Origin of the sequence: Moorena bouillonii PNG (assembly GCF_001942495.1) — a bacterium.
GTDB lineage: Bacteria > Cyanobacteriota > Cyanobacteriia > Cyanobacteriales > Coleofasciculaceae > Moorena > Moorena bouillonii.
In genome coordinates, this window is record NZ_MKZS01000001.1 from 2,389,171 (window position 1) to 2,409,247 (window position 20,077).

The 20,077-nt window shown below is 44.2% G+C and carries 20 protein-coding genes, 1 tRNA gene and 1 pseudogene; 14 read left to right on the forward strand and 8 right to left on the reverse strand.

Features of this window, described 5'->3' with window-relative positions:
• The first annotated feature begins 62 nt into the window (after positions 1–62).
• A complete protein-coding gene (locus BJP37_RS09825) occupies positions 63–557 on the forward strand; it encodes a PIN domain-containing protein (protein WP_075898392.1) in 495 nt (164 codons plus the stop codon).
• An 88-nt stretch (positions 558–645) separates the two neighbouring features.
• Complete coding sequence (locus BJP37_RS09830) at positions 646–852, forward strand: type II toxin-antitoxin system HicB family antitoxin (protein WP_075898394.1); 207 nt, start codon at positions 646–648, stop codon at positions 850–852.
• 226 nt (positions 853–1,078) lie between these two features.
• Here the strand turns inward: BJP37_RS09830 and BJP37_RS09835 are convergent, their stop codons facing one another.
• From BJP37_RS09835 to BJP37_RS09840, 3 genes are all read right to left on the reverse strand, one after another.
• Entirely contained in the window at positions 1,079–1,639 is a 561-nt protein-coding gene (locus BJP37_RS09835) for a Uma2 family endonuclease (RefSeq protein WP_075898396.1), read from the reverse strand.
• Positions 1,640–1,663: 24 nt separating this feature from the next.
• Positions 1,664–1,864: a hypothetical protein gene (locus tag BJP37_RS36095; protein WP_143727544.1), complete on the reverse strand. Its 201-nt coding sequence runs from the start codon at positions 1,862–1,864 to the stop codon at positions 1,664–1,666.
• Between the two features lie 194 nt (positions 1,865–2,058).
• On the reverse strand, positions 2,059–2,580 hold the full coding sequence (locus BJP37_RS09840) for a hypothetical protein (RefSeq protein ID WP_229415259.1): 522 nt from the start codon (positions 2,578–2,580) through the stop codon (positions 2,059–2,061).
• 351 nt (positions 2,581–2,931) lie between these two features.
• On the opposite strand from BJP37_RS09840, the gene BJP37_RS09845 reads away from it, so the two are divergent.
• The gene (locus BJP37_RS09845) at positions 2,932–3,177 is read left to right on the forward strand and encodes a UPF0175 family protein (protein WP_075898398.1); all 246 of its coding nucleotides are present in this window, start codon (positions 2,932–2,934) and stop codon (positions 3,175–3,177) included.
• A 55-nt stretch (positions 3,178–3,232) separates the two neighbouring features.
• Entirely contained in the window at positions 3,233–3,439 is a 207-nt protein-coding gene (locus BJP37_RS09850) for a type II toxin-antitoxin system HicB family antitoxin (protein WP_075898394.1), read from the forward strand.
• A gap of 127 nt (positions 3,440–3,566) precedes the next feature.
• On the opposite strand, the gene BJP37_RS09855 is transcribed toward BJP37_RS09850, so the two are convergent.
• Together BJP37_RS09855 and BJP37_RS44555 are read right to left on the reverse strand one after the other, a co-directional pair.
• Positions 3,567–5,747, reverse strand: coding sequence for a substrate-binding domain-containing protein (locus tag BJP37_RS09855; protein ID WP_075898400.1), 2,181 nt, complete (start codon positions 5,745–5,747; stop codon positions 3,567–3,569).
• A 27-nt stretch (positions 5,748–5,774) separates the two neighbouring features.
• Positions 5,775–5,984, reverse strand: a complete 210-nt coding sequence (locus BJP37_RS44555) for a DUF1822 family protein (RefSeq protein WP_075898402.1) — start codon at positions 5,982–5,984, stop codon at positions 5,775–5,777.
• 212 nt (positions 5,985–6,196) lie between these two features.
• Between BJP37_RS44555 and psb28 the strand changes: the two genes are divergently transcribed.
• Both psb28 and thyD read left to right on the forward strand, forming a co-directional pair.
• On the forward strand, positions 6,197–6,583 hold the full coding sequence (gene psb28 / locus BJP37_RS09865) for a photosystem II reaction center protein Psb28 (protein ID WP_075898404.1): 387 nt from the start codon (positions 6,197–6,199) through the stop codon (positions 6,581–6,583).
• 102 nt (positions 6,584–6,685) lie between these two features.
• Complete coding sequence (gene thyD, locus BJP37_RS09870; RefSeq protein ID WP_075898406.1) at positions 6,686–7,600, forward strand: thylakoid membrane protein ThyD; 915 nt, start codon at positions 6,686–6,688, stop codon at positions 7,598–7,600.
• Positions 7,601–7,689: 89 nt separating this feature from the next.
• Here thyD and murA read toward each other — a convergent pair whose 3' ends face one another.
• Positions 7,690–9,081, reverse strand: coding sequence for a UDP-N-acetylglucosamine 1-carboxyvinyltransferase (gene murA, locus BJP37_RS09875; RefSeq protein ID WP_438941502.1), 1,392 nt, complete (start codon positions 9,079–9,081; stop codon positions 7,690–7,692).
• Between the two features lie 327 nt (positions 9,082–9,408).
• Between murA and BJP37_RS09880 the strand changes: the two genes are divergently transcribed.
• The 6 genes from BJP37_RS09880 to BJP37_RS09905 all read left to right on the forward strand — a co-directional run bounded on the left by BJP37_RS09880 (position 9,409) and on the right by BJP37_RS09905 (position 15,059).
• Positions 9,409–9,492: transfer RNA gene (locus tag BJP37_RS09880), tRNA-Leu, on the forward strand.
• A 17-nt stretch (positions 9,493–9,509) separates the two neighbouring features.
• On the forward strand, positions 9,510–10,289 hold the full coding sequence (locus tag BJP37_RS09885; RefSeq protein WP_075898410.1) for a TrmH family RNA methyltransferase: 780 nt from the start codon (positions 9,510–9,512) through the stop codon (positions 10,287–10,289).
• Positions 10,290–10,713: 424 nt separating this feature from the next.
• Positions 10,714–12,144, forward strand: a complete 1,431-nt coding sequence (gene lpdA / locus BJP37_RS09890; RefSeq protein WP_075898412.1) for a dihydrolipoyl dehydrogenase — start codon at positions 10,714–10,716, stop codon at positions 12,142–12,144.
• A 107-nt stretch (positions 12,145–12,251) separates the two neighbouring features.
• The gene (trpC, locus tag BJP37_RS09895) at positions 12,252–13,139 is read left to right on the forward strand and encodes an indole-3-glycerol phosphate synthase TrpC (RefSeq protein WP_075898414.1); all 888 of its coding nucleotides are present in this window, start codon (positions 12,252–12,254) and stop codon (positions 13,137–13,139) included.
• A 66-nt stretch (positions 13,140–13,205) separates the two neighbouring features.
• The gene (locus BJP37_RS09900) at positions 13,206–13,490 is read left to right on the forward strand and encodes a DUF5340 domain-containing protein (protein WP_075898416.1); all 285 of its coding nucleotides are present in this window, start codon (positions 13,206–13,208) and stop codon (positions 13,488–13,490) included.
• 414 nt (positions 13,491–13,904) lie between these two features.
• A complete protein-coding gene (locus BJP37_RS09905) occupies positions 13,905–15,059 on the forward strand; it encodes a pyridoxal-phosphate-dependent aminotransferase family protein (protein ID WP_075898418.1) in 1,155 nt (384 codons plus the stop codon).
• On the opposite strand, the gene BJP37_RS38860 is transcribed toward BJP37_RS09905, so the two are convergent.
• Positions 15,056–15,199, reverse strand: coding sequence for a hypothetical protein (locus BJP37_RS38860; protein WP_158069506.1), 144 nt, complete (start codon positions 15,197–15,199; stop codon positions 15,056–15,058). The two genes, BJP37_RS09905 and BJP37_RS38860, sit on opposite strands and share 4 nt — an antisense overlap.
• Before the next feature lie 325 nt (positions 15,200–15,524).
• Between BJP37_RS38860 and BJP37_RS09910 the strand changes: the two genes are divergently transcribed.
• Positions 15,525–17,150, forward strand: a complete 1,626-nt coding sequence (locus BJP37_RS09910; protein ID WP_075898420.1) for an IS1634 family transposase — start codon at positions 15,525–15,527, stop codon at positions 17,148–17,150.
• Positions 17,151–17,683: 533 nt separating this feature from the next.
• On the opposite strand, the pseudogene BJP37_RS09915 reads toward BJP37_RS09910, so the two are convergent.
• Positions 17,684–17,959: pseudogene (locus BJP37_RS09915) on the reverse strand (ADP-ribosylglycohydrolase family protein); the annotation flags it as partial.
• 129 nt (positions 17,960–18,088) lie between these two features.
• Here BJP37_RS09915 and BJP37_RS09920 point away from each other — a divergent pair.
• Positions 18,089–20,011, forward strand: coding sequence for a glycoside hydrolase family 10-like protein (locus BJP37_RS09920; RefSeq protein WP_075898422.1), 1,923 nt, complete (start codon positions 18,089–18,091; stop codon positions 20,009–20,011).
• Positions 20,012–20,077 lie beyond the last annotated feature (66 nt).

Genomic DNA, 20,077 nt, shown 5'->3' on the forward strand with positions numbered 1-20,077 from the left:
TTGAATTATGATGTTGCTGATTTTGAAGCAGACCTTAAAACCCTACAATCGATGAGTTTGCTGTGATTATTATTAGCGATACATCACCCATTACTAATCTAGCAGGCATCAATCAACTTAACCTCTTGCATCGCTTATATGGTTCTGTTATTATTCCCGTTGCTGTCTACAATGAAATGGTTGGTATCGGTAAAATTGTACCTGGAACAGTAGAAGTCCAAACCTTATCTTGGATTAAAACTCAGGCTGTTTCAGATAGGCAGCAAGTTGTCATACTTCAGGAAAGTCAAGAAACCATCGATTTAGGTGAAGCAGAAGCGATCGTATTAGCACTGGAAATGGATGCCGATTTGCTACTGATGGATGAGCGACGGGGACGAACAGTTGCTCAAGAATTGGGGTTAACTATTGTGGGGTTACTGGGCATTCTGGTGCAAGCCAAGAAAAGTAATTTAATTCCGGCGGTTAAACCATTAATGGATCAATTGATTGAAACAATGGACTTTCGTATTAGTTCTCAATTGTACCACGCAATTCTCCAAGCTACCGATGAATAAAGTACATTATAAAATTAAAAGAGGCAGGACTTTATCCTTCTTGGGTTTTAGGGAGTTGGGAGTCGAGAGTCGAGAATAGAGAAGAGCCATGAAATATAGCATTTTAATTCAATGGTCAGAGGAAGATAACTCTTATGTGGCTAGTTTACCCGAATGGGGTAACTATGCTCGTACCCACGGTGACACCTATGAGGAAGCTCTTGAGAATGCTAAGGAAGTTTTAGAGGATTTGGTATACGCCTATAGCCAAGTTAATAAAGAGTTACCAACTCCAAAGATACTAGAGGTAGCCTGAAATTAGCCTAAAAGTAAGTATTCAGGTATTAGCTGAATGCTTACACTCCCTAAAAACTTAGAACTTTATACCTAACTGAATTGCAAACCGCTGTAATTAAACTGTTGTTATTTGTGAATAATTTAATAAAGGTAACTCTTTACCTCTAGCTTGGTAATCTTCTACTAAAAGCTCTAACACTTCTTATAAGGAATCAGCTGACGGCTGACGGCTGACGGCTGACGGCTTATGTTACATCTTCATACAAAGCCTCAAGACTAGTTCTAAAATCCACAGTTTCTAGATGAATCTCACTGCCCGGATAATAAAATTGCAATGTCCAAACTCCCTCGGAATTCCGGCGAAAGCAGTCTAGGCGTTTACGATTTTGGCTAATTAAAACATATTCCACCAAGGTTTCTAACTGTTGATAGTCAGAAAATTTGTCACCCCGGTCAAAGGCTTCAGTCTTGGGAGATAAAACTTCTACAATTAAACAAGGATATTTTTTATAATTAGCCAATTCTCGGTCTCTGGCATCGCAAGTCACCATAACATCAGGATAATAATAACTATTGGATGCTTCAACATAAGTTTTCATATCTGCCATATAAACCCGACAGCCAGTGCCCCTGACATGATTTCTTAAGGCTGAAGCCAGGTTAAGGGCAATAGTAAGATGAGCATCACTCGCGCCAGCCATGGCATAGACTTCTCCATCACTATACTCGTGTTTGATGGCACTATCTTCTTCGTAGGATAGATACTCTTCTTTGGAAATGTAATTGGGGCTTTTATCAGCAATCATGACAGTTTCAAGAGAGTGACTCTATTAGTATAGAATAAAGGGAATCGGCAAGAGGCAAGAGGCAAGAGGCAAGAGGCAAGAGGCAAGAGGCAAGAGGCAAGAGGTAAAAAATCCTGTGTACCTCATAACGGTGATAAACGCTATAAAACTCTCAAATTCCCCCAAGCGAGGGATTGCTCGCTTGGGGAATTTATGGGGCTTTTCCAAAACCATACAATCGCGCATTCATACTTCAATTCAGCAACGAAAACAAATACCAATTGAAGTCTGGTGGGCAAAGTAATCTAATCTAAACGACTCAAAAATAACCAAACTTTCTTTGCCCACCCTACAAGCTCTCTTCCCGATTCCCGACTCCCGATTCCCGATTCCCGATTCCCGATTCCCTAATTAAAAACCACTATAATTAATTAACCGTTTCAATTCATAATCCCAACTAAAATTTCCAGCAACTCGGTTAGCTCTTCTGGGACGATGTAGCGCTTGGGGTCTTGTTGTATAGAACGTTCTTGGCGATTAAAAGTACCGAAACGCCAGTCTTCTCCGGTGGTTACAATGCCATACAAAATTCTCTGGTCAGACTGGAGCCACTGATCAAGGGCAACCAACTCCACCGCCAGTTGAGTGAAGCCCCTTACCAGATCAGATTGTTTGGCTTCGATCACAATCAGGTTATGGTTGGCAATGTAATAATCTAAGGTTCCCCGCAGGTGTTCGCTAACGGCGATGGAATATTCAATGTAAATTCGGTGATTAGTTAGATCGACTACTTCAAACAGAATTGGTGCGATCAGGGCTTCCCGACGGGCAGTTTCGTTGATCAGCTCAATGCGCTTGCGGTTACGCTCGATTTGGTGCAGCAGGGGTTCAATAGCAGCAGTGAAGGGTTGACGAGGTAGATCGATATGCGATCGCACAAGGGTACAGTCAAATTCCGCCAAGATATCTTCGATGGGTTTAGGGAAGGTTAAAATATTGGCTAAAGCTGTAAGGCTGTCCAGTTTTGAGAATGCGGCGACGGTTCATTTGTAGAGTAACTTAACTACTATAATTTTACAGTATTTTTCAATGGGGTAAACTATAAAGTTATGGGTTTTAGGGAATCGGGAGTCGGGAATCGGGAGTAGGGAGTAGGGAGTAGGGAGTAGGGAAGAGATAAGAGTTAATCAACGATAGAGGAATTATGATTAGCCTGACTGGGTGTGGCGTGGATGGGTGTTATAATGCAGTTGAAGTTTCTGATAAAATTAAAGTAACTGTTGATAATCGACTAATTACTTATCAGTGTAGCTATGAGTGTAGTTATCCCTGACGATATTGTCCAAGCTAGCCAAATGACTGAGGGTGAGTTCAAACTTGAAATTGCCCTGATGCTGTATAAGCAAGACAAAATTAGCAGTGGCAAAGTCCGTGCCTGGACGGGGTTAACCGTGATTGAATTTCAGCATGAACTTGCCAAGCGCGGTTTAGATTTGAATTATGATGTTGCTGATTTTGAAGCAGACCTTAAAACCCTACAATCGATGATTTTGCTGTGATTATTATTAGCTGATTAGGTTTTAGGGAATCGACAGTCGAGAATGGAGAAGAGCCATGAAATATAGCATTTTAATTCAATGGTCAGAGGAAGATAACTCTTATGTGGCTAGTTTACCCGAATGGGGTAACTATGCTCGTACCCACGGTGACACCTATGAGGAAGCTCTTGAGAATGCTAAGGAAGTTTTAGAGGATTTGGTGTACGCTTATAGTCAAGTCAATAAAGAGTTACCAACTCCAAAGATACTAGAGGTAGCCTGAAATTAGTCTAATAGTAAGCATTTACTTATTAGCTTAATGCTCGTGCGCTTTCCCTGTTCCCTGTTCCCTATTCCCTGTTCCCTAAAACCCATAAAAGTGTACCTCATGACTATGATAATTGCTATAATTATTTTTGTAGCCCCTTCACAGGAATGATTCCAGCTTCTGCTATTAATTTTTGCCCTTCATCTGTCAAAAGTAAGTTGGCATAAGCTTCTCCAGCTTGCTGATCAAGTCCAGCATCTTCTTTAATAATCACGAACAAACGTCGAGTGATAGGATATTCACTGTTTTGAAAGACTTTATAATTCAGTTTGTTGCGCTGATCAGGGCAATCTTGTATTGGGACAAGTTCTCCTTCGTATGGGGCAACAAATGGACCATCCTCGGTACGAGCAATAGGCACAGGTTTAACGCTGCACTGACCAACTAGATTATAAACTGAAGCCATATAAATACCACCGTCATCACCTTCGTTATTTAAATTCCCCACCTTGTTTATAGCTTCAGTAGGAGTTTTTGTAAAAATCACATTAGGACCAAAATCTTGGCCTGTTTCTAAAAGGTGTTTTTTCAAAATTACAGTACCACCAGCGCCACGAGGTGCAGAATAGGGTGTAATCTTGAGATTTGGTCCACCTACTTGCTGCCAATTAGTTAATTTACCTGTGTAGATGCCTTTGAGTTGCTCTAAAGTCAAATCTTTGATATCAAGCTTAGGATGAACAACCACAGCCATGCCACCGATAGCCACAGGAATTTCCTTGAGCTTAAACCCCCTTTGGTTTGCTATTTGCTGTTCCTCATCTTTAATGGGTCGTGAAGACTGGGAAAAAGAAATTTGACCATCTAAAAGCATCCGAATACCACTGCCAGAACCTGGTGGTCGCCTAATATGCTCAGTATATACAAGATTGAACTGAGGAAATTTTTGTTCAATCTTGTCATCAACTAGACCTCGAATTTTTGCCCAAGTAGTACTCCCACCGTACCGGAATGTTCCTGAAGGTGTATTTACATCAGTTAGTTTTGTTGGTGGATTAACTATTTTTTCTATTAGCGTTATGAGTCCGGCTAATGGCTCTTTGCCTCTGATTATATGGATTATTGTAAAACTAGACAAAATCAAAAAAAAGAACAGAATAAGAATACAGCCTAATCTAATCAATTTTAAGAGAATATTGGGATTGAATGAAGGCTGTTTGAGTAGCCCCGGCCAAGTAAACGGCTTATATAATGCTGATTCTCGGATACATAAGATTGGCAACCAGATCACTCCTGGATATTTTTCATTAAGAGCACCCAGACGGTTGCGTGCTTCGTGTACTGAAGTAAAAAGAGACTTATTAGCAGTAAATTCCTTGAAAAAATATTTTAAAAATGCCACAGCTACCACATCAGGAACTGGTTCTCTCATTACAATACATTGAAGCAAATTCAACTGTGTCAGTTGGTTGGCTAAACCAATCCCGTCACAAGAATTGAAAATAGCTAACTCCAATCCATTGTCTATAGCTTTCTTGAAGGGTTCACTTAATTGCTTAATCGTTACACTGTCTTGATTATTAAGTTCAATCCAACCAATCTTTCCATCTTCTTGAGAACTACTATGACCAGTAAAGATAAAGATCTGGTAGCTTTCAAAAAGCGCTTGATATAACTCCTGAAAAGAAGGCTGAATAAGAGTAATGACCTCTACTCCTTTTTTTTCTAACTCTTGGATTACCTCTAGGTCAGACTCGGTATTAATTCCATCACTCCTACCCACCACTACTAGAATTCTGAGTTTTGAGGAGTTTTGAGGTGGGATGATTGTTTTGCTAGATGGATTTCTAATCCTTAAAATAACTTCTGCGTTTGGGTAGTGATTTTTAAATACATCCCACTCTTGCCAGGGAAAGCGGCTCAAGTTTGTTTCCGGAACATCAAGGAGTACGTGAATTTCTTGACCAGCAGGATTCGATTGGTTTGCTTGTGATTGGTTTGCTATTGAAATCAATTGATCTCGGATAGGTTGCCACTCCCTATCTCCAGAGTTGAGCCATTCATTCAGGTGTGCTTTCACCGCCTGAGCTTCTTCAGGAGCTGAGTAATTAACTACTTTTCCTGCGGTAAGACGTGATGAGAAGCATGATTTCACATCGTCCAAACCACGATAACTTAACTGCCAGTTTGCAAATGATGAATTCAGAGCTGGTGGTGGAGCCGGTAGAAAGCCTTCGATAGGTTCAAATTTCATACCAGTCACCTCCAGATTGGTATGAAATCCTGATTCCTTATCAAATAGTTTCATTTTGACTATCAGCATTGTCGTCTCCTATGAAACTTGAGCAACTTAGACTAAACACTGTTTAGTGATGCTAGTATACCCCAAAGCCAATCTGACACTGAATCTTTCTGTTAATTGCACATCGAAATGAAGCTGTAACCAGTAATCAGCACTTCTGGCTTCCTCTTCCATACAACGGGTTTCTGATTTATTCAGTACAACCACCTGCAAACCTGGTGGGAGATACGTGGAATCGCCAGCTGGATAATAGTGCAATAGAAAAGAGAATCAAGGCTTAATCTGGTCATAATCCTGGCTCTATATCAGATTTTGGCTTAATTTGTCTTGGGCTTACCCTATATTCTCTGTTCCCGACTCCCGATTCCCTACTCCCGATTCCCGATTCCCTACTCCATACCTATAAAAATAATTTTGTCAACCCCTCCCAAGGCGATATACTAAAATTTAACGATGTTTTTATATTTCAAATGAACTATTCAAAACCATCCATCCAATTCTTTGACGGTATTTATGAACAGCTGAGTGATGTCAGCCTCAGAAAAAACCGACGGTCAGGAGCCCGCATCGTCTTGATGACCTTTGAAAAGTTAAAGGCTATTGAACAATTCAACAGTTATAGAAACCGATTTTCTCAATCAATGGTCTTAACAGACGAAGAAGGGGTCATTAATATGACTCCATCCTCAATAAAATTTCGCTTCGGTGGTCCAGAAGGAGATGAGCTAGCAGGAGTGGAGTGTAAAGTTGAAATTGATCAAGACGACCACTGGGAACGCTTCATGCGCTTCATGAATCGGTACGCTGAAGCTAATGGCATGGCTTACGGTGAAAGCAAACCATCTACTGAAGGATAATTACCCATCCTGAACATTTCCCCCGGTCTTTGGGTTCCGTCCCAGGTTAACCTAAGCCATAAGTGTGCTATCAGACACGATATCAAGTATCAAGGATGAAGTATGAAAGTCGCAATTACTGGAGCAACAGGATTTGTCGGTAGCCGCTTAGTCGAGCGTCTACAAGAAGAAGGACATCAACCCTTAATCTTAACCCGTGACTCAGCTAAAGCTAGGAAGCAATTTCCTAATATAGAAACTATTGCCTACACTCCCACGGAATCAGGGGATTGGCAAAATGCGATCGCAGGCTGTGATGGTGTGGTCAATTTAGCTGGAGCCCCCATTGCTGAGGAGCGCTGGACACCAGCCCGTAAGCAGGAAATCCTCAATAGCCGCCAATTAGGGACCCAAAAAATAGTGGAAGCGATCGCTCTTGCTGACCCTAAACCCACGGTATTAGTAAACGCTTCTGCCATTGGTTACTACGGCACTAGTGAAACAGTAACCTTTGATGAAACAAGTCCTGCTGGAGACGACTTTCTGGCAGAGGTTTGTCAAGCCTGGGAAGGGGAAGCCCAGAAAGTCAAAGAAGCTGATGTGCGACTAGTGATTCTGCGCATCGGTATAGTTTTGGGCAATGGCGGTGCCTTAGCCAAAATGATACCCCCCTTTCAAATGTTTGCTGGAGGGCCAATCGGTAGCGGTCGCCAATGGTTTTCTTGGATTCACCGAGATGACTTAGTGAACTTAATCATAGCTGGCCTAACCAGACCAGACATGGAAGGGATTTTCAATGCCACAGCCCCCAATCCTGTCTTGATGTCTGAACTATGTAAAGCCATTGGAGATGTTCTCAATCGTCCCTCCTGGCTACCAGTTCCCAGTGTTGCCCTAGAAGCCTTGCTGGGAGAAGGAGCGGTAGTCGTCTTGGAAGGTCAACAGGTGCTACCCAAACGAACTACTAGTTATGGATGGGAATATCAGTATCCCACAGTAAAACAAGCTCTAATAGACATATTGAAAACTGAAAACTGAAAATTGAAAATTGATCACAATTAACAATTAACAATTAACAATTAACAATTTCTCAATGACTAATAACTAATGACTAATGACTATAACTACTAAGGTGTTGCAGTCATAGCATTAGTGGGAGTCGGAGGAAGTTCCTCTTCTTCTATCTGAGCCGGAACCCGTTCTACTCTAGCACCAAGTTGTCGGAGTTTACCTTCCAAATCGTCATAACCCCGGTCTAAATGACGGAGTCCCTGAATCGTAGTTATTCCTTCTGCCCCTAACCCAGCGACCACAAGTGCAGCAGATGCTCGTAAATCCGTACCCACTACTGGTGCTCCCGACAACATTGGCACACCTCTGATAATCGCATTATTCCCTTTAACCCGGATATCCGCCCCCATGCGATTCAATTCAGCCACATGACGCAGCCGATTTTCAAAAACCGTTTCGCTAACCACACAGTTTCCCTCACTCAGAGCCAGCAACGCCGTAAACTGGGCTTGCATATCCGTAGGAAATCCAGGATAAGGCAAAGTTTCAATATCCGTTGCCGTTAGTTTATGAGGAATAATTCGTAAGCGATTGGGTTCTTCCACCATCACCTCACTACCAATTGCCCGTAGCTTAGCAATCACAGCCGTTAAATGTTCCGGTATTACTGGGTAAAGGCTCAGTTCAGAGTGGGTAATTGCCCCAGCTACCAAGAAAGTACCAGCTTCAATCCGGTCAGGAATAATCGGGTAATCCACCGAATGTAAACTAGAAACCCCAGAGATACTAATAGTTTTAGTACCAGCACCACTAATTTGAGCTCCCATCGCTCGGCAGAAATTCGCCAAATCCACCACTTCTGGCTCTTGAGCCGCATTTTCAATGATGGTTTCCCCTTCTGCCAGAGTCGCTGCCATCAGCAGAGTTTCTGTTGCGCCGACACTGGGGTAATCCAGGTAGATTTTCGCCCCCTTTAGCTTGTTGTTACCTGTTCCTTTCACATAAGCATTGACCATGCCATGCTCAATATGAACCTGAGCGCCCATAGCTTGTAGACCCCTGACATGGAGGTCTACAGGTCTAGCACCAATCGCACAGCCACCAGGTAGTGGTATCCGTGCCACTCCCAATCGCGCTAGCATCGGACCGAGAATAAAAAAGCTAGCTCGCAGCTGGCTAACCAACTCATAGGGAGCTTTTGATTGTCCGATATGGCTGACATCTAGGTCTAAGATGTCACCATTGCGTTTGAGCTTGACTCCCACAGCAGCAAGAATCTGGCTCATCCGCTCGATATCTACTAGGGAGGGCACATTACGCAGTCGGCAATCTTGAGAACACAGTAAAGCCCCTGCCATAATTGCCAAGGCAGAATTTTTAGCTCCACTAATTTTTACCTGTCCCTGGAGAGACGCTCTACCCCAAATCTTGAGAACCGATTCGTTTTCCTGGGACAGAGATTGGGGATTTATCGGGCTTTGAGAGTGACTAATGGGTCTATCCTCCAAAATAATTGTAATTTCTGGCGAAATATTAAATTTGGTTTTGATTTTACCTGAAACTTTATAAATGTCTAGTTTTCCAAGTATCTTGATCGAATGTCAGGTTTTCCACTATACTCAGAAGTTGGCAATCTAAACCGGGAAATTTGCAGGCGTTGCGGCTATCGACAAGAAACTTGTCCACAATAGCAGTAAATGCTGTATACTAAAAAACCGGTGAGCTAATAGAGCAAGCCCACTAGCAATTCCTTTGTGGAATCCTCAACCGTGACAGTTCTGATTCAGAACTGACCACTATCGGAATCACCAAAGATTGCTATAACGCCAACAAAAGCGGAACTGGCGGAATTGGTAGACGCGCTAGATTCAGGTTCTAGTGTTCGCAAGGACTTCCGGGTTCAAGTCCCGGGTTCCGCATAATTAGCCAGACTTGTATGTTGACAAGTACTAAGAATCCCCTAGTCAAGGAAATTCGCAAGCTGCACAGAGTCAAAGGGCGTCGGCAGCAAGACCTATTTCTGTTGGAGGGAACCCACCTGTTGGCAGAAGCCTGTGCCGTAGATTATCCCCTAGTCACCCTCTGCTATACACCAGAATGGCTTGAAGCTCATCCACAACTATCCCAAGATGCTTCCGTTCGGTCTCAAAGAGTGGAAGTAGTAAGTCAGTCTGTACTAAAAGCGATCGCTACCACAGTTGAGCCAGATGGAGTGATAGCCACAGCAACCCGTCTTCCCCTTTCCCCGAAACCCCTCAATTCCCTCTCCCTAGGTCTAGCCCTAGAAACCATACAAGACCCAGGAAATCTTGGAACAATCATTAGAACTGCGGTAGCCGCTGGTGCAGAAGGATTGTGGCTCAGTTCCGATAGTGTAGAGCTAGATAATCCTAAAGTATTGCGAGCCTCAGTCGGTCAGTGGTTCCGTCTGCCCATGGCAGTTACCCCCCATTTGCCCACCCTCGTAGCTCAAGCTCAAGCTCAAGGGATACAAGTAGTGGCCACAGTACCAGATGCTAAGGTCAGTTACTGGGAAATAGATTGGCGCTGTCCTAGCTTAATACTCCTGGGCAATGAAGCAGCTGGACTTAAGGAAGAGTTGGTAAACATCGCAGATCAGCAAGTTAAGATTCCCCTGATGCCAGGAGTAGAATCCTTAAATGTAGCGATTGCTGCTGCCTTGATGTTGTACGAAGCTAAACGGCAACGTTTCTGAATTAATCAGCAACATCTGGCGTTGCTTAATAATGGAATGTTTTTAAGAGTTTTCTGGAATGGGCATCTTGTGTGGAATGGGCATCTTGCGTGGAACTGGCATCTTGCGTAGAACTGGCATCTTGCCAGTTTCATCCTTATTTTCGAGCGGGCAGGATGCCCACTCTACTCTTATTCATTCCTAAATTCAGCAACGCCCTTAATCTAGGTATCCTAAAGCAATGAATTGTGATAATTTTTGATGCCATATTCCCTGTTCCCTATTCCCTGTTCCCTGTTCCCTGTTCCCTATTCCCTTTGCGATCCTTGATACTTCATACTTCACCCTCTCAATCTTAATGGTTGAGCACTTGCAATCCTGGATTGGTCAAGTTGAAAATAATAAAGACAAACAAAGCATACCCAATCTAGACTAGGAGATAGATGTGAGTCAAGACTTTGATTACGATTTAGTGATTATCGGTGCTGGTGTAGGGGGTCATGGTGCTGCCTTACACGCAGTTAGCTGTGGTCTGAAAACCGCTATTATTGAAGCCGCTGACATGGGCGGAACTTGTGTCAACCGGGGCTGCATCCCTTCTAAAGCCCTATTAGCCGCATCAGGTAGAGTGCGAGAGCTCCAGGACGCTCATCATCTCAATGCCCTTGGGATTAAAGTAGCAGGGGTTGAGTTTGACCGAAATGCGATCGCAAATCATGCCAGCAATCTAGTCAGTAAGATTCGTGGTGACCTGACCAACAGCCTAAAACGCTTGGGTGTGGATATTATCAAAGGCTGGGGTAAAGTAGCTGCTTATCAAAAAGTAACCGTTGTTACAGACAATGGCGAAAAAACTATTACCGCCAAAGACATTATGATATCCGCTGGTTCAATTCCCTTTGTACCCCCAGGAATTGAGATTGATGGCAAAACCGTATTTACCAGCGATGATGCCATCAAACTAGAATGGCTGCCAGATTGGGTAGCAATCGTGGGCAGTGGTTACATTGGTCTAGAGTTTGCTGATGTCTACACAGCACTAGGGTCTGAAATCACCATGATCGAAGCCCTAGACGACCTGATGCCAACCTTTGACCCTGATATTGCCAAACTAGCCACACGAATCCTGATCAAACCTCGGGACATTGAAACCCATACTGGGGTGCTAGCGATGAAAGTAACTCCCGGTTCCCCGGTAGTAATTGAACTAGCAGATACCAAAACCAAGGAAGTAGTCGATGTACTCGAAGTCGATGCTTGCCTGGTCGCTACAGGTCGGATTCCCGCCACCAAAGACCTAGGACTAGATGCCGTAGGAGTGGAAACAGACCGGCGCGGTTTTATTCCCGTAGATGACACCATGGCAGTACTTTCAGCAGGGGAACCCGTACCCCATCTTTGGGCAATTGGTGATGCCACTGGGAAAATGATGTTAGCCCATGCCGCATCCGCTCAAGGTATTGTCGCAGTAGAGAATATCTGTGGACGTCAGCGCACCGTAGACTACCGCAGCATACCCGCAGCCGCCTTTACCCATCCAGAAATCAGCTACGTCGGCCTAAGCGAACCACAAGCCAAAAAATTGGCCTCCGAAGAAGGCTTTGAAGTATCCGTTGTAAGATCTTACTTTAAGGGGAATTCTAAAGCGATCGCAGAAGGAGAAGCAGATGGGGTAGCGAAAGTGATCTACCGTAAAGATACCGGGGAAGTCCTAGGAGTCCACATCCTAGGTATCCACGCCTCTGACTTAATTCACGAAGCCTCAAATGCGATCGCAAACAGACAATCCGTCAACTCCCTCGCCTACTTAGTCCATGCTCACCCCACTCTCTCAGAAGTACTCGACGAAGCTTACAAACGAGCTGTAACTCATTAGTCAAAATCCTTTGTTAATTGCTAATTAACAAAGGATTTTGGTACTGACGCACTGAGAAACTGACGCACTGAGGGACTGACGCACTCACGCACTATATAAAACTACTGATGCAAATTCGCCGACGCCCACCTAATCCAGCAGTTAAAATCCAAACCCTGCACTATCAAGTTGCACTACCAGACGATAAACCCCACCATATTCTCGAAGAAATTGTCTGGCACAAAGAGAAAGAAATTGACCAGATGCGGGAAAGTCTGCCCCTAGTGGAGTTGCGCAAGCGAGTACAAACAGCACCACCCCCCCGAGACTTTCTAGCAGCCCTAAAATCAGGAAAGACTAGCCCTGGCCTGATTGCAGAAATCAAAAAAGCATCTCCTAGCAAAGGGGTTATTCGAGAAGATTTTGACCCAGTAGCCATTGCTCAGTCATACAGCCAGGGTGGTGCTAGTGCGATCTCAGTGCTGACAGATCAAACATTCTTTCAGGGTAGTTGGGAAAACCTGGCAAAAGTTCGTGCTGCTGTAGACGTGCCTTTGCTGTGTAAGGAGTTCATCATCTATCCCTACCAAATGTACATGGCTCGTAGTCACGGAGCAGATGCAGTTTTACTGATTGCAGCCATCCTTTCCGATCAAGACCTGCAATACTTTATCAAAATTGCTAAGACTCTGTCGATCACACCCTTGATCGAAGTCCATACCCAATCTGAATTAGATCGAGTATTATCTCTCGATGGCGTTACCCTAGTAGGTATAAACAATCGTAACTTGGAAGATTTTTCCGTCGATTTACAAACAACCTGTCAATTACTAGCAGCAAGGGCTAACCAACTACTCGAACGTGGCATTCTGGTAGTCAGTGAATCAGGGCTTCATACCAACGCTCACCTTGATCAGGTAGCATCTGCCGGAGCCACAGCCGTCCTCATTGGTGAGTCATTGGTAAAACAGCCAGACCCAGCAGTTGCTATTGCCAGTTTGTTTAGCCATCAGTGACCCATAGCCCAAAACAATAGTCAATGGTGATGGCAAACTCCGACTCACCGAGGTACAGGAAATTTCATGGATCCAATTCCCCTTCCATCTTATATTCACTACGAACTGCTGCTCCAACTGCTAGAGCGCCAAACAGCATTTGCTACCAGTCAAAACCCCCAATTGCGAGAGCAGGTTCATCAATTGATCAGTACTCTGCGTAAAGCCCTAGTTCAGCAGAAGCAGTTAGAACAAAGCTGTCAGCGAGCCAACTTGCCAATGGAGTATCGCTGGTCTCTCAACAGCGTCAAATTGGATGCCCATGACTCAAAAAATGGTTTACCGGATTCAGCAGGAAGACTCCCCCATTAAATAGTCAACAAATTGTCAACTTCATAAAAAAAAACTAAGAAATTTAGTCAGAGTATCTCATTTGAGCCAATATATTTTGAGATTGTTACCTACTAATGAGGAGCTTTACTCCCACTGTCGGCATCAATAACACATGCTCGCTATGGCTCCAAACTAAAGAGTGTCCTAACTGCAGGATGTCAATATACAAAGACTTTAAGGCAAGTTTAAATCTAGCGTGGCTGGGTCAGTCTTCGTGTAAGCATGGGTGGGGATAACCGCTCCCATGGTCCGGTGGTGAAACGCCAAAGTAACCGCTAAATTAACCTTGAATTTCCGGTTTTGTCCGGTAACATCCAAGACTTAATCGGTCAGTTCAGAGTAACTAACCAATCATCAGATCACAACAACCCTAGATACCAAGACTAACTACAGATGGAAGACAAGCTCAAACTAATGATTCCTGGCCCGACGCCAGTACCAGAACAAGTATTACTGGCCATGGCCAAACACCCGATCGGACACCGTAGTCCCGAATTTAGCGAAATCATGGCAGAGGTCAATGAAAACCTCAAATGGCTACACCAGACCAAAAATGATGTCTTGACTGTAACCGCTAGCGGTACCGGAGTCATGGAAGCTGGCATTATTAACTTCCTCAGTGCAGGCGATCGCGTTTTAGTTGGTTCTAATGGTAAATTTGGCGACCGTTGGGGCAAAATCAGTACTGCTTTTGGTCTGGAAGTGGACACCATTACCGCTGAGTGGGGTAAGCCCTTAGATCCGGAGCAGTTTCGTGAAAAGCTAGAAGCTGATACCGAAAAGCAAATCAAAGCCGTAATCGTCACCCACTCTGAAACCTCTACTGGGGTTCTCAACGACTTAGAAACCATAAATCGTTACGTCAAAGACCACGGGGAAGCCCTAATTATTGTTGATGCTGTTACCAGCCTTGGAGCAGTCAATGTACCCATTGATGAGTGGGGTCTTGATGTAGTAGGCTCTGGTTCCCAGAAGGGATACATGATTCCCCCAGGACTCGGATTTGTCAGTGTTAGTCCTAAAGCTTGGGAAGCCTACAAAACAGCTACCCTGCCCAAGTTTTACCTAGATTTAGGGACTTACAAGAAATCTACTGCTAAAAACAGCAATCCCTTTACCCCGCCAGTGAACCTAGTCATTGCCCTACAGGCTGCACTGCGCATGATGCAAAGAGAAGGGTTAGAATCAATATTTTCCCGTCACCAGCGTCTGATGGAAGCAACCCGCGCCGCTGTCAAAGCCCTATCATTACCATTGTTTGGTTCTGATGAGTATGCTAGCCCAGCCGCCACTGCAGTGATTCCCACATCAGTAGAGTCGGAACAAATCCGTTCTGTGATGAAAAAACGCTATAACATTGCTCTAGCTGGGGGACAAGATAACTATAAAGGAAAAATATTCCGCATTGGTCACTTAGGTTTTGTCAGTGAGCAAGATATTCTTGGTGTCATTGGTGCTCTCGAAGCCACCCTTCAGGAATTGGGACACCAATCCATGACACCAGGAGCAGGTATTGCAGCTGCTGCTAGTGTCTTTGCCAAGAGCTAATTAACAGTTGAAGGTTGAAGGTTGAAGGTTGAAGGTTGAAGGTTGACGGTTGACGGTTGACGGTTGAAGGTTGACGGTTGAAGGTTGACGGTTGAAGGTTGACGGTTGACGGTTGACTGTGCTCTGCGGTAAATGGTCAACCGTCAACTCCTAATAGTCTTTTTAATTTTTAATGAAACTTCCGCCACCTAAGTTCAGTAAAGATGGCGGAATAATTCCTAATTGAGTTCAACACCACCATCAGATCCCAATTCTCAATTGGAACCCAATCACATACCCAATTCCCAAGTTTTCCTGATCAGTACGAAATCCTGAGGAATTAATTAAAGAAGTTTTGGCTCTGCCATAAGAGATCATCCTAATTGACACTCGCCGTCTTGAAAGAACGGCGATTCCCAGATCGACGAGCTGCCTTAAACCCTACATTCCGCAGGTTGGAGGGGAGAGCTATGGTATTTTTAAACCATGAAACCAATAGCATCTTCAATTAGAGTACAAGATCTTGACCACTGCGGCATAGTGGCTGGAATAATTGACCAGATGGGACTAGTGGAACAAATTAACCAAGAACTCGGAAGCCACCCCCAAGAAATTGTCAGTGCCGGAGTAGCAGTCAAAGCGATGATTCTCAATGGGTTGGGCTTAGTGAGCGCTCCCCTGTACTTGTTTGAAAAATTCTTTGTGGGCAAAGCCACCGAACATCTTCTGGGAGAGGGAATTGAACCACAGCATCTCAACGATGACCGTCTAGGAAGAGTATTGGAACAACTCTATGAAGCGGGACTGACCCCTCTATTTATCAAAGTAGCCCTAAAAGCTGCTTTTAAGTTTGGGGTAAACAGTGACAGTCTGCACCTGGATTCGAGTTCCTTTCACGTTCATGGAGCTTATCTGAGGAAAGACTTACCCCTTTCACAAGAACCAGCAGCGATCGCCATTACTCATGGTTACTCGAGAGATCATAGACCAGACCTCAAGCAATTCATGGTGGATTTGATGTGTAGTGGAGATGGAGATGTGCCACTATATCTACGAGTAGCAAATGGTAATGAATCAGACCAAGCCATTTTCGCCGAACTGATCAGACAATTCCGGGAGCAATGGCAATGTGAAGCTTTGTTTGTGGCTGATGCTGCCCTCTATGGAGAGGAAAACATTCAGTCATTGACCGATCTGCAATGGCTCAGCCGAGTCCCCGCAACTCTCAAAGCAGCTCAACAGTTAATGGAGCAGTTGTCTGAAGAAGCCTTCAATCCGGCTCAATTAACACGATACCATTGGGCTTGTGTCTGTAGCACCTATGGTGAGATCAAACAGCGATGGCTCGTTGTCGAAAGTGAAGCCAGAAAAGAAGCTGACCTGTTGCAGCTCGAACAAAAAATTCAACAGCATCATCAGAAAGCTCTTCATCAGCTCAAGCACTTAGAACACCGAAACTTTGCCTGTGCTCCTGATGCCATGGCAGCAGCAGAAGATTGGAACAAACAACTGCGCTATCATCGCCTCACTCAGATAGAAGTTGTGCCACTCCCTTACTACAATCAGCCTGGACGACCACGAAAAGGTCAAGTTCCTGATGGCTATCACTATCGTCTTCAAGGCAGCTTAACCTTAAATCAGGAAGTGGTTGCCAAAGCTCGTAGAAGGGCTGGACGCTTTGTTCTGGCTACCAATGTTCTAGAGTCTGAGTCCCTGTCTGAAGACAATATACTCTGTGAGTACAAAAAACAACAATGTACTGAAAGAGGTTTCCGTTTTCTCAAAGACCCGATGTTCTTCACCAGCAGTGTTTTCCTCAAGACTCCTGAGCGGGTAGCTGCCTTGGCGATGGTGATGGGACTGTGTTTGTTGGTCTATACTTTGGCACAAAGAGCCTTACGCCAAGCTCTTGCCAGGGCTAAGCAAACCGTTAATAACCAATTAGGTAAGCCCACAGCTACCCCGACAATGCGCTGGGTATTTCAGTGCTTTCAGTCGATTCATTTGGTCATCCTGGGGGAATTAGAGCAAATTGTCAACTTAACCCAGGAGCATCAAAGGATTCTTCAGTTTCTTGGTGCTCCCTGCCAAAAATATTATTTACTGGTCTGACCAACCTGCGGAATGTGGGTTAAACCACTGTGTCCTAATCTTTGACGCCGCCAAAAAGTAAGCAATATCTAAACCAAAGACCCGTCAAGAACAAGAATTCAGTTTAGTTCACAGTAGACCCAGCGGGCAATTCTCGCGATCGCGTTTGGTTACTTGCTAGAAAGTGCGTGATTAAAGTCCGTTGCTTTCTCATTCACCTGGTTCCGGCGTGCCCCGCCGTACCGTTTTTATCTCAAATCGTGTTTTTGCTTGGTTCACACACCAACGGTTAATTGATGACTGGGTTTTTAAGGAGGACTTTCCCTACCCTCCGAGCATTATTATTTTAAGGTCAAGCAGGGGCGGGTCTCTCTCCCGGTTGCGCCAAGGCCAAAGGCCACGCTACGCGAACGGTTTTTCAGCCTGTACTCATACTACTAGTATACTCTGGCTAGACAATTATCAACCCCGGTTGCAAGATTTATTTCTAGGCGACTAAACTCGCTAGCCACTTTCATCTGGGCTCGCTTTGAGGCGGAGTTTTCAGTGCTTGGATTCCTAATAACCTGTCCTTCTCGAGACCATCGCAGATACTGCTGTAATTGATCAACTGGATCAAACCCCTGTTGGTCAATCAAACTATGGGCTAAACACAGAGCCATGGATGTATCATCAGTCCAGTAGCCAGGCTTTAAACCAAAAGGCCCACTACCCACCATATCTTCAATCGGGATAAATGATCCTGGTGCCTTAAACTCTAAAGTAGTACCGACTGCATCCCCAACAGCCAATCCTAAGAGACTACCACGGTAACGGTTAATTAGCTCCATATTAGCTCCATTGGATAATTCCTCTTCTAATCCATAACCTCTGCTAATCTAGTGTCGTGTTCTTTGCATCTTCGCGGTTAATCAAAATCCTGATTAGCCCAACACCCTCACCCGGAGCTTGTTCAACCAATGAAACCGTTACTGAAACTCTGGCCTATAGCCTTGGTAAATAGACTGGTTTCTTTTAAGCAAACCATTAAACGTCAGGGTTGGTGGATTTTGCTATTTGTGATCGGGATGATAATTCCTCTATGCCAGCTTTCCCCATCCTACGCCAGTGGCACCTTTAAAGATGTCCCAGACAATTATTGGGCACAGCCGTGTATCACCAAACTAGCACAACAAAATATTATCAGGGGTTACCCAGATGGTACCTTTAAACCGAATGCTCCGATCACCAGAGCTGAGTTTGCTGCACTGCTTCTGAAGGCTTTCCCTAGTGCTCCTCAAGTGCGCAGTGACCAAAAATTCGTAGATGTACCAACTAATTACTGGGCTAATCAGGCTATTCGTAATGCTGATAAAACGGGATTTTTGGCTGGCTATCCTGGTAGAGTTTTCCGCCCTAAGCAAAATATCCCTCGTGTCCAAGCGTTAGTATCTTTAGCTAGTGGATTGAAGTATAAACCGGTCAAGTCTTCCCTAGAAACTTTAAAGGCAGCGTTTACTGATGCTACAGCAATTCCGAACTATGCCCAAAATGCGATCGCAGCAGCTACGGAAAATCAGATTGTGGTCAATCCCCCTAATGTGAAGCAATTCAAACCTAACCAACAAGCTAGTCGAGCTGAGGTAGCTGCTTTTTTGTGCCAAGCTACCCAAACCACTGGATTGATTCCTAATCAATACATTGCTAAGGTTGAGCCACCAACTCCTGGTTCTACTGAAGCGGAGTTAAGAGGGGTATGGCTGACAAATATTGATAGTGAGGTACTGTTGTCTAATAGAGCAGTAACGGATAGCCTACAAAAACTTAAGGAGCTCAACTTTAACACGGTATATCCTACAGTGTGGAATTGGGGTTATACACTATATCCGTCTCAAGTAGCTAAACGGGTAGTGGGACTGGAAGCACGAATATCGACGGAGTTAGAGAAAGACTTATTTGACCCAAAGAAGGGGGTGCAGGGAGGACGAGATGTTCTCAAAGAGATTGTCGAGGTGGGACATGACAATGGTTTGAGAGTTATTCCCTGGTTTGAATTTGGCTTCAAAGCACCCTCCTATTCTGAATTAGCCAAACGCCACCCAGATTGGCTGACCCAAACCAAAGATGGGGTCAAGACTCAAACTACTAAAGGATTAGAACCAGAGGATGAAAGACTACAAGAGATTGTTTGGCTCAATCCTTTTAAACCAGATGTACAGCAATTTATTCAAGATTTAGTTATTGAAATTGTCAGCAACTATGATGTTGATGGTATCCAATTCGATGACCACTTTGGGTTGCCAGTGACCTTTGGTTACGATGATTTCACAGTAGAATTGTACAAAAAAGAACACCAAGGTAAATCTCCCCCCACTGACCCAAAGGATGAGGAATGGGTACGCTGGCGAGCAAATAAAATTACGGATTTCCTAACCAAGCTGTTTCGAGCAGTTAAAGACAGTGTTAAAGACAGTAACAATGATGTGATTATTTCCCTATCTCCCAATCCCCAACGTTTTTCTTACCAATTCTTTTTAGCTGACTGGGCAAGTTGGGAACAACGGGGTTTAGTAGAAGAACTAATTGTCCAGATTTATCGAGATAATTTCAGCACTTTTATCTCGGAATTAGACCAGACAGAAGTCAAAAGAGCACGGAGTCATATTCCGGTAGGAATTGGTATTTTAAGTGGTCTCAGAACTCGTTTAGTTCCGGTCTCACAAATTCAGCGGCAAGTGGATGCTGTCCGACTGCGGGGATTTGCTGGTGTGTCGTTTTTCTTCTATGAAACCTTGTTGAATATGAGTGATGAACCAGCTTCTGAGCGTGAGAGGGGTTTTGGGATTATGTTTCCTGAATTTGTGAAAGCACCAGATATAGAGGATTGGAAGAAATCGAATTGAGGCGTTGCTGAATTGAAGTATGTTGGTATAAACACTCTTTTCTATTAGTTGACCACAATTTAATTA

Bases quoted from the DNA above. Each gene is read 5' to 3' on its own strand.
- BJP37_RS09830 (WP_075898394.1), top strand. From the start codon at position 646: ATGAAATATAGCATTTTAATTCAATGGTCAGAGGAAGATAACTCTTAT.
- BJP37_RS09835 (WP_075898396.1), bottom strand. From the start codon at position 1,639: ATGATTGCTGATAAAAGCCCCAATTACATTTCCAAAGAAGAGTATCTA.
- BJP37_RS36095 (WP_143727544.1), bottom strand. From the start codon at position 1,864: ATGCGCGATTGTATGGTTTTGGAAAAGCCCCATAAATTCCCCAAGCGA.
- BJP37_RS09845 (WP_075898398.1), top strand. From the start codon at position 2,932: ATGAGTGTAGTTATCCCTGACGATATTGTCCAAGCTAGCCAAATGACT.
- BJP37_RS09850 (WP_075898394.1), top strand. From the start codon at position 3,233: ATGAAATATAGCATTTTAATTCAATGGTCAGAGGAAGATAACTCTTAT.
- BJP37_RS09855 (WP_075898400.1), bottom strand. From the start codon at position 5,747: ATGCTGATAGTCAAAATGAAACTATTTGATAAGGAATCAGGATTTCAT.
- psb28 (WP_075898404.1), top strand. From the start codon at position 6,197: ATGAACTATTCAAAACCATCCATCCAATTCTTTGACGGTATTTATGAA.
- thyD (WP_075898406.1), top strand. From the start codon at position 6,686: ATGAAAGTCGCAATTACTGGAGCAACAGGATTTGTCGGTAGCCGCTTA.
- BJP37_RS09885 (WP_075898410.1), top strand. From the start codon at position 9,510: ATGTTGACAAGTACTAAGAATCCCCTAGTCAAGGAAATTCGCAAGCTG.
- trpC (WP_075898414.1), top strand. From the start codon at position 12,252: ATGCAAATTCGCCGACGCCCACCTAATCCAGCAGTTAAAATCCAAACC.
- BJP37_RS09900 (WP_075898416.1), top strand. From the start codon at position 13,206: ATGGATCCAATTCCCCTTCCATCTTATATTCACTACGAACTGCTGCTC.
- BJP37_RS09905 (WP_075898418.1), top strand. From the start codon at position 13,905: ATGGAAGACAAGCTCAAACTAATGATTCCTGGCCCGACGCCAGTACCA.
- BJP37_RS09910 (WP_075898420.1), top strand. From the start codon at position 15,525: ATGAAACCAATAGCATCTTCAATTAGAGTACAAGATCTTGACCACTGC.
- BJP37_RS09920 (WP_075898422.1), top strand. From the start codon at position 18,089: ATGAAACCGTTACTGAAACTCTGGCCTATAGCCTTGGTAAATAGACTG.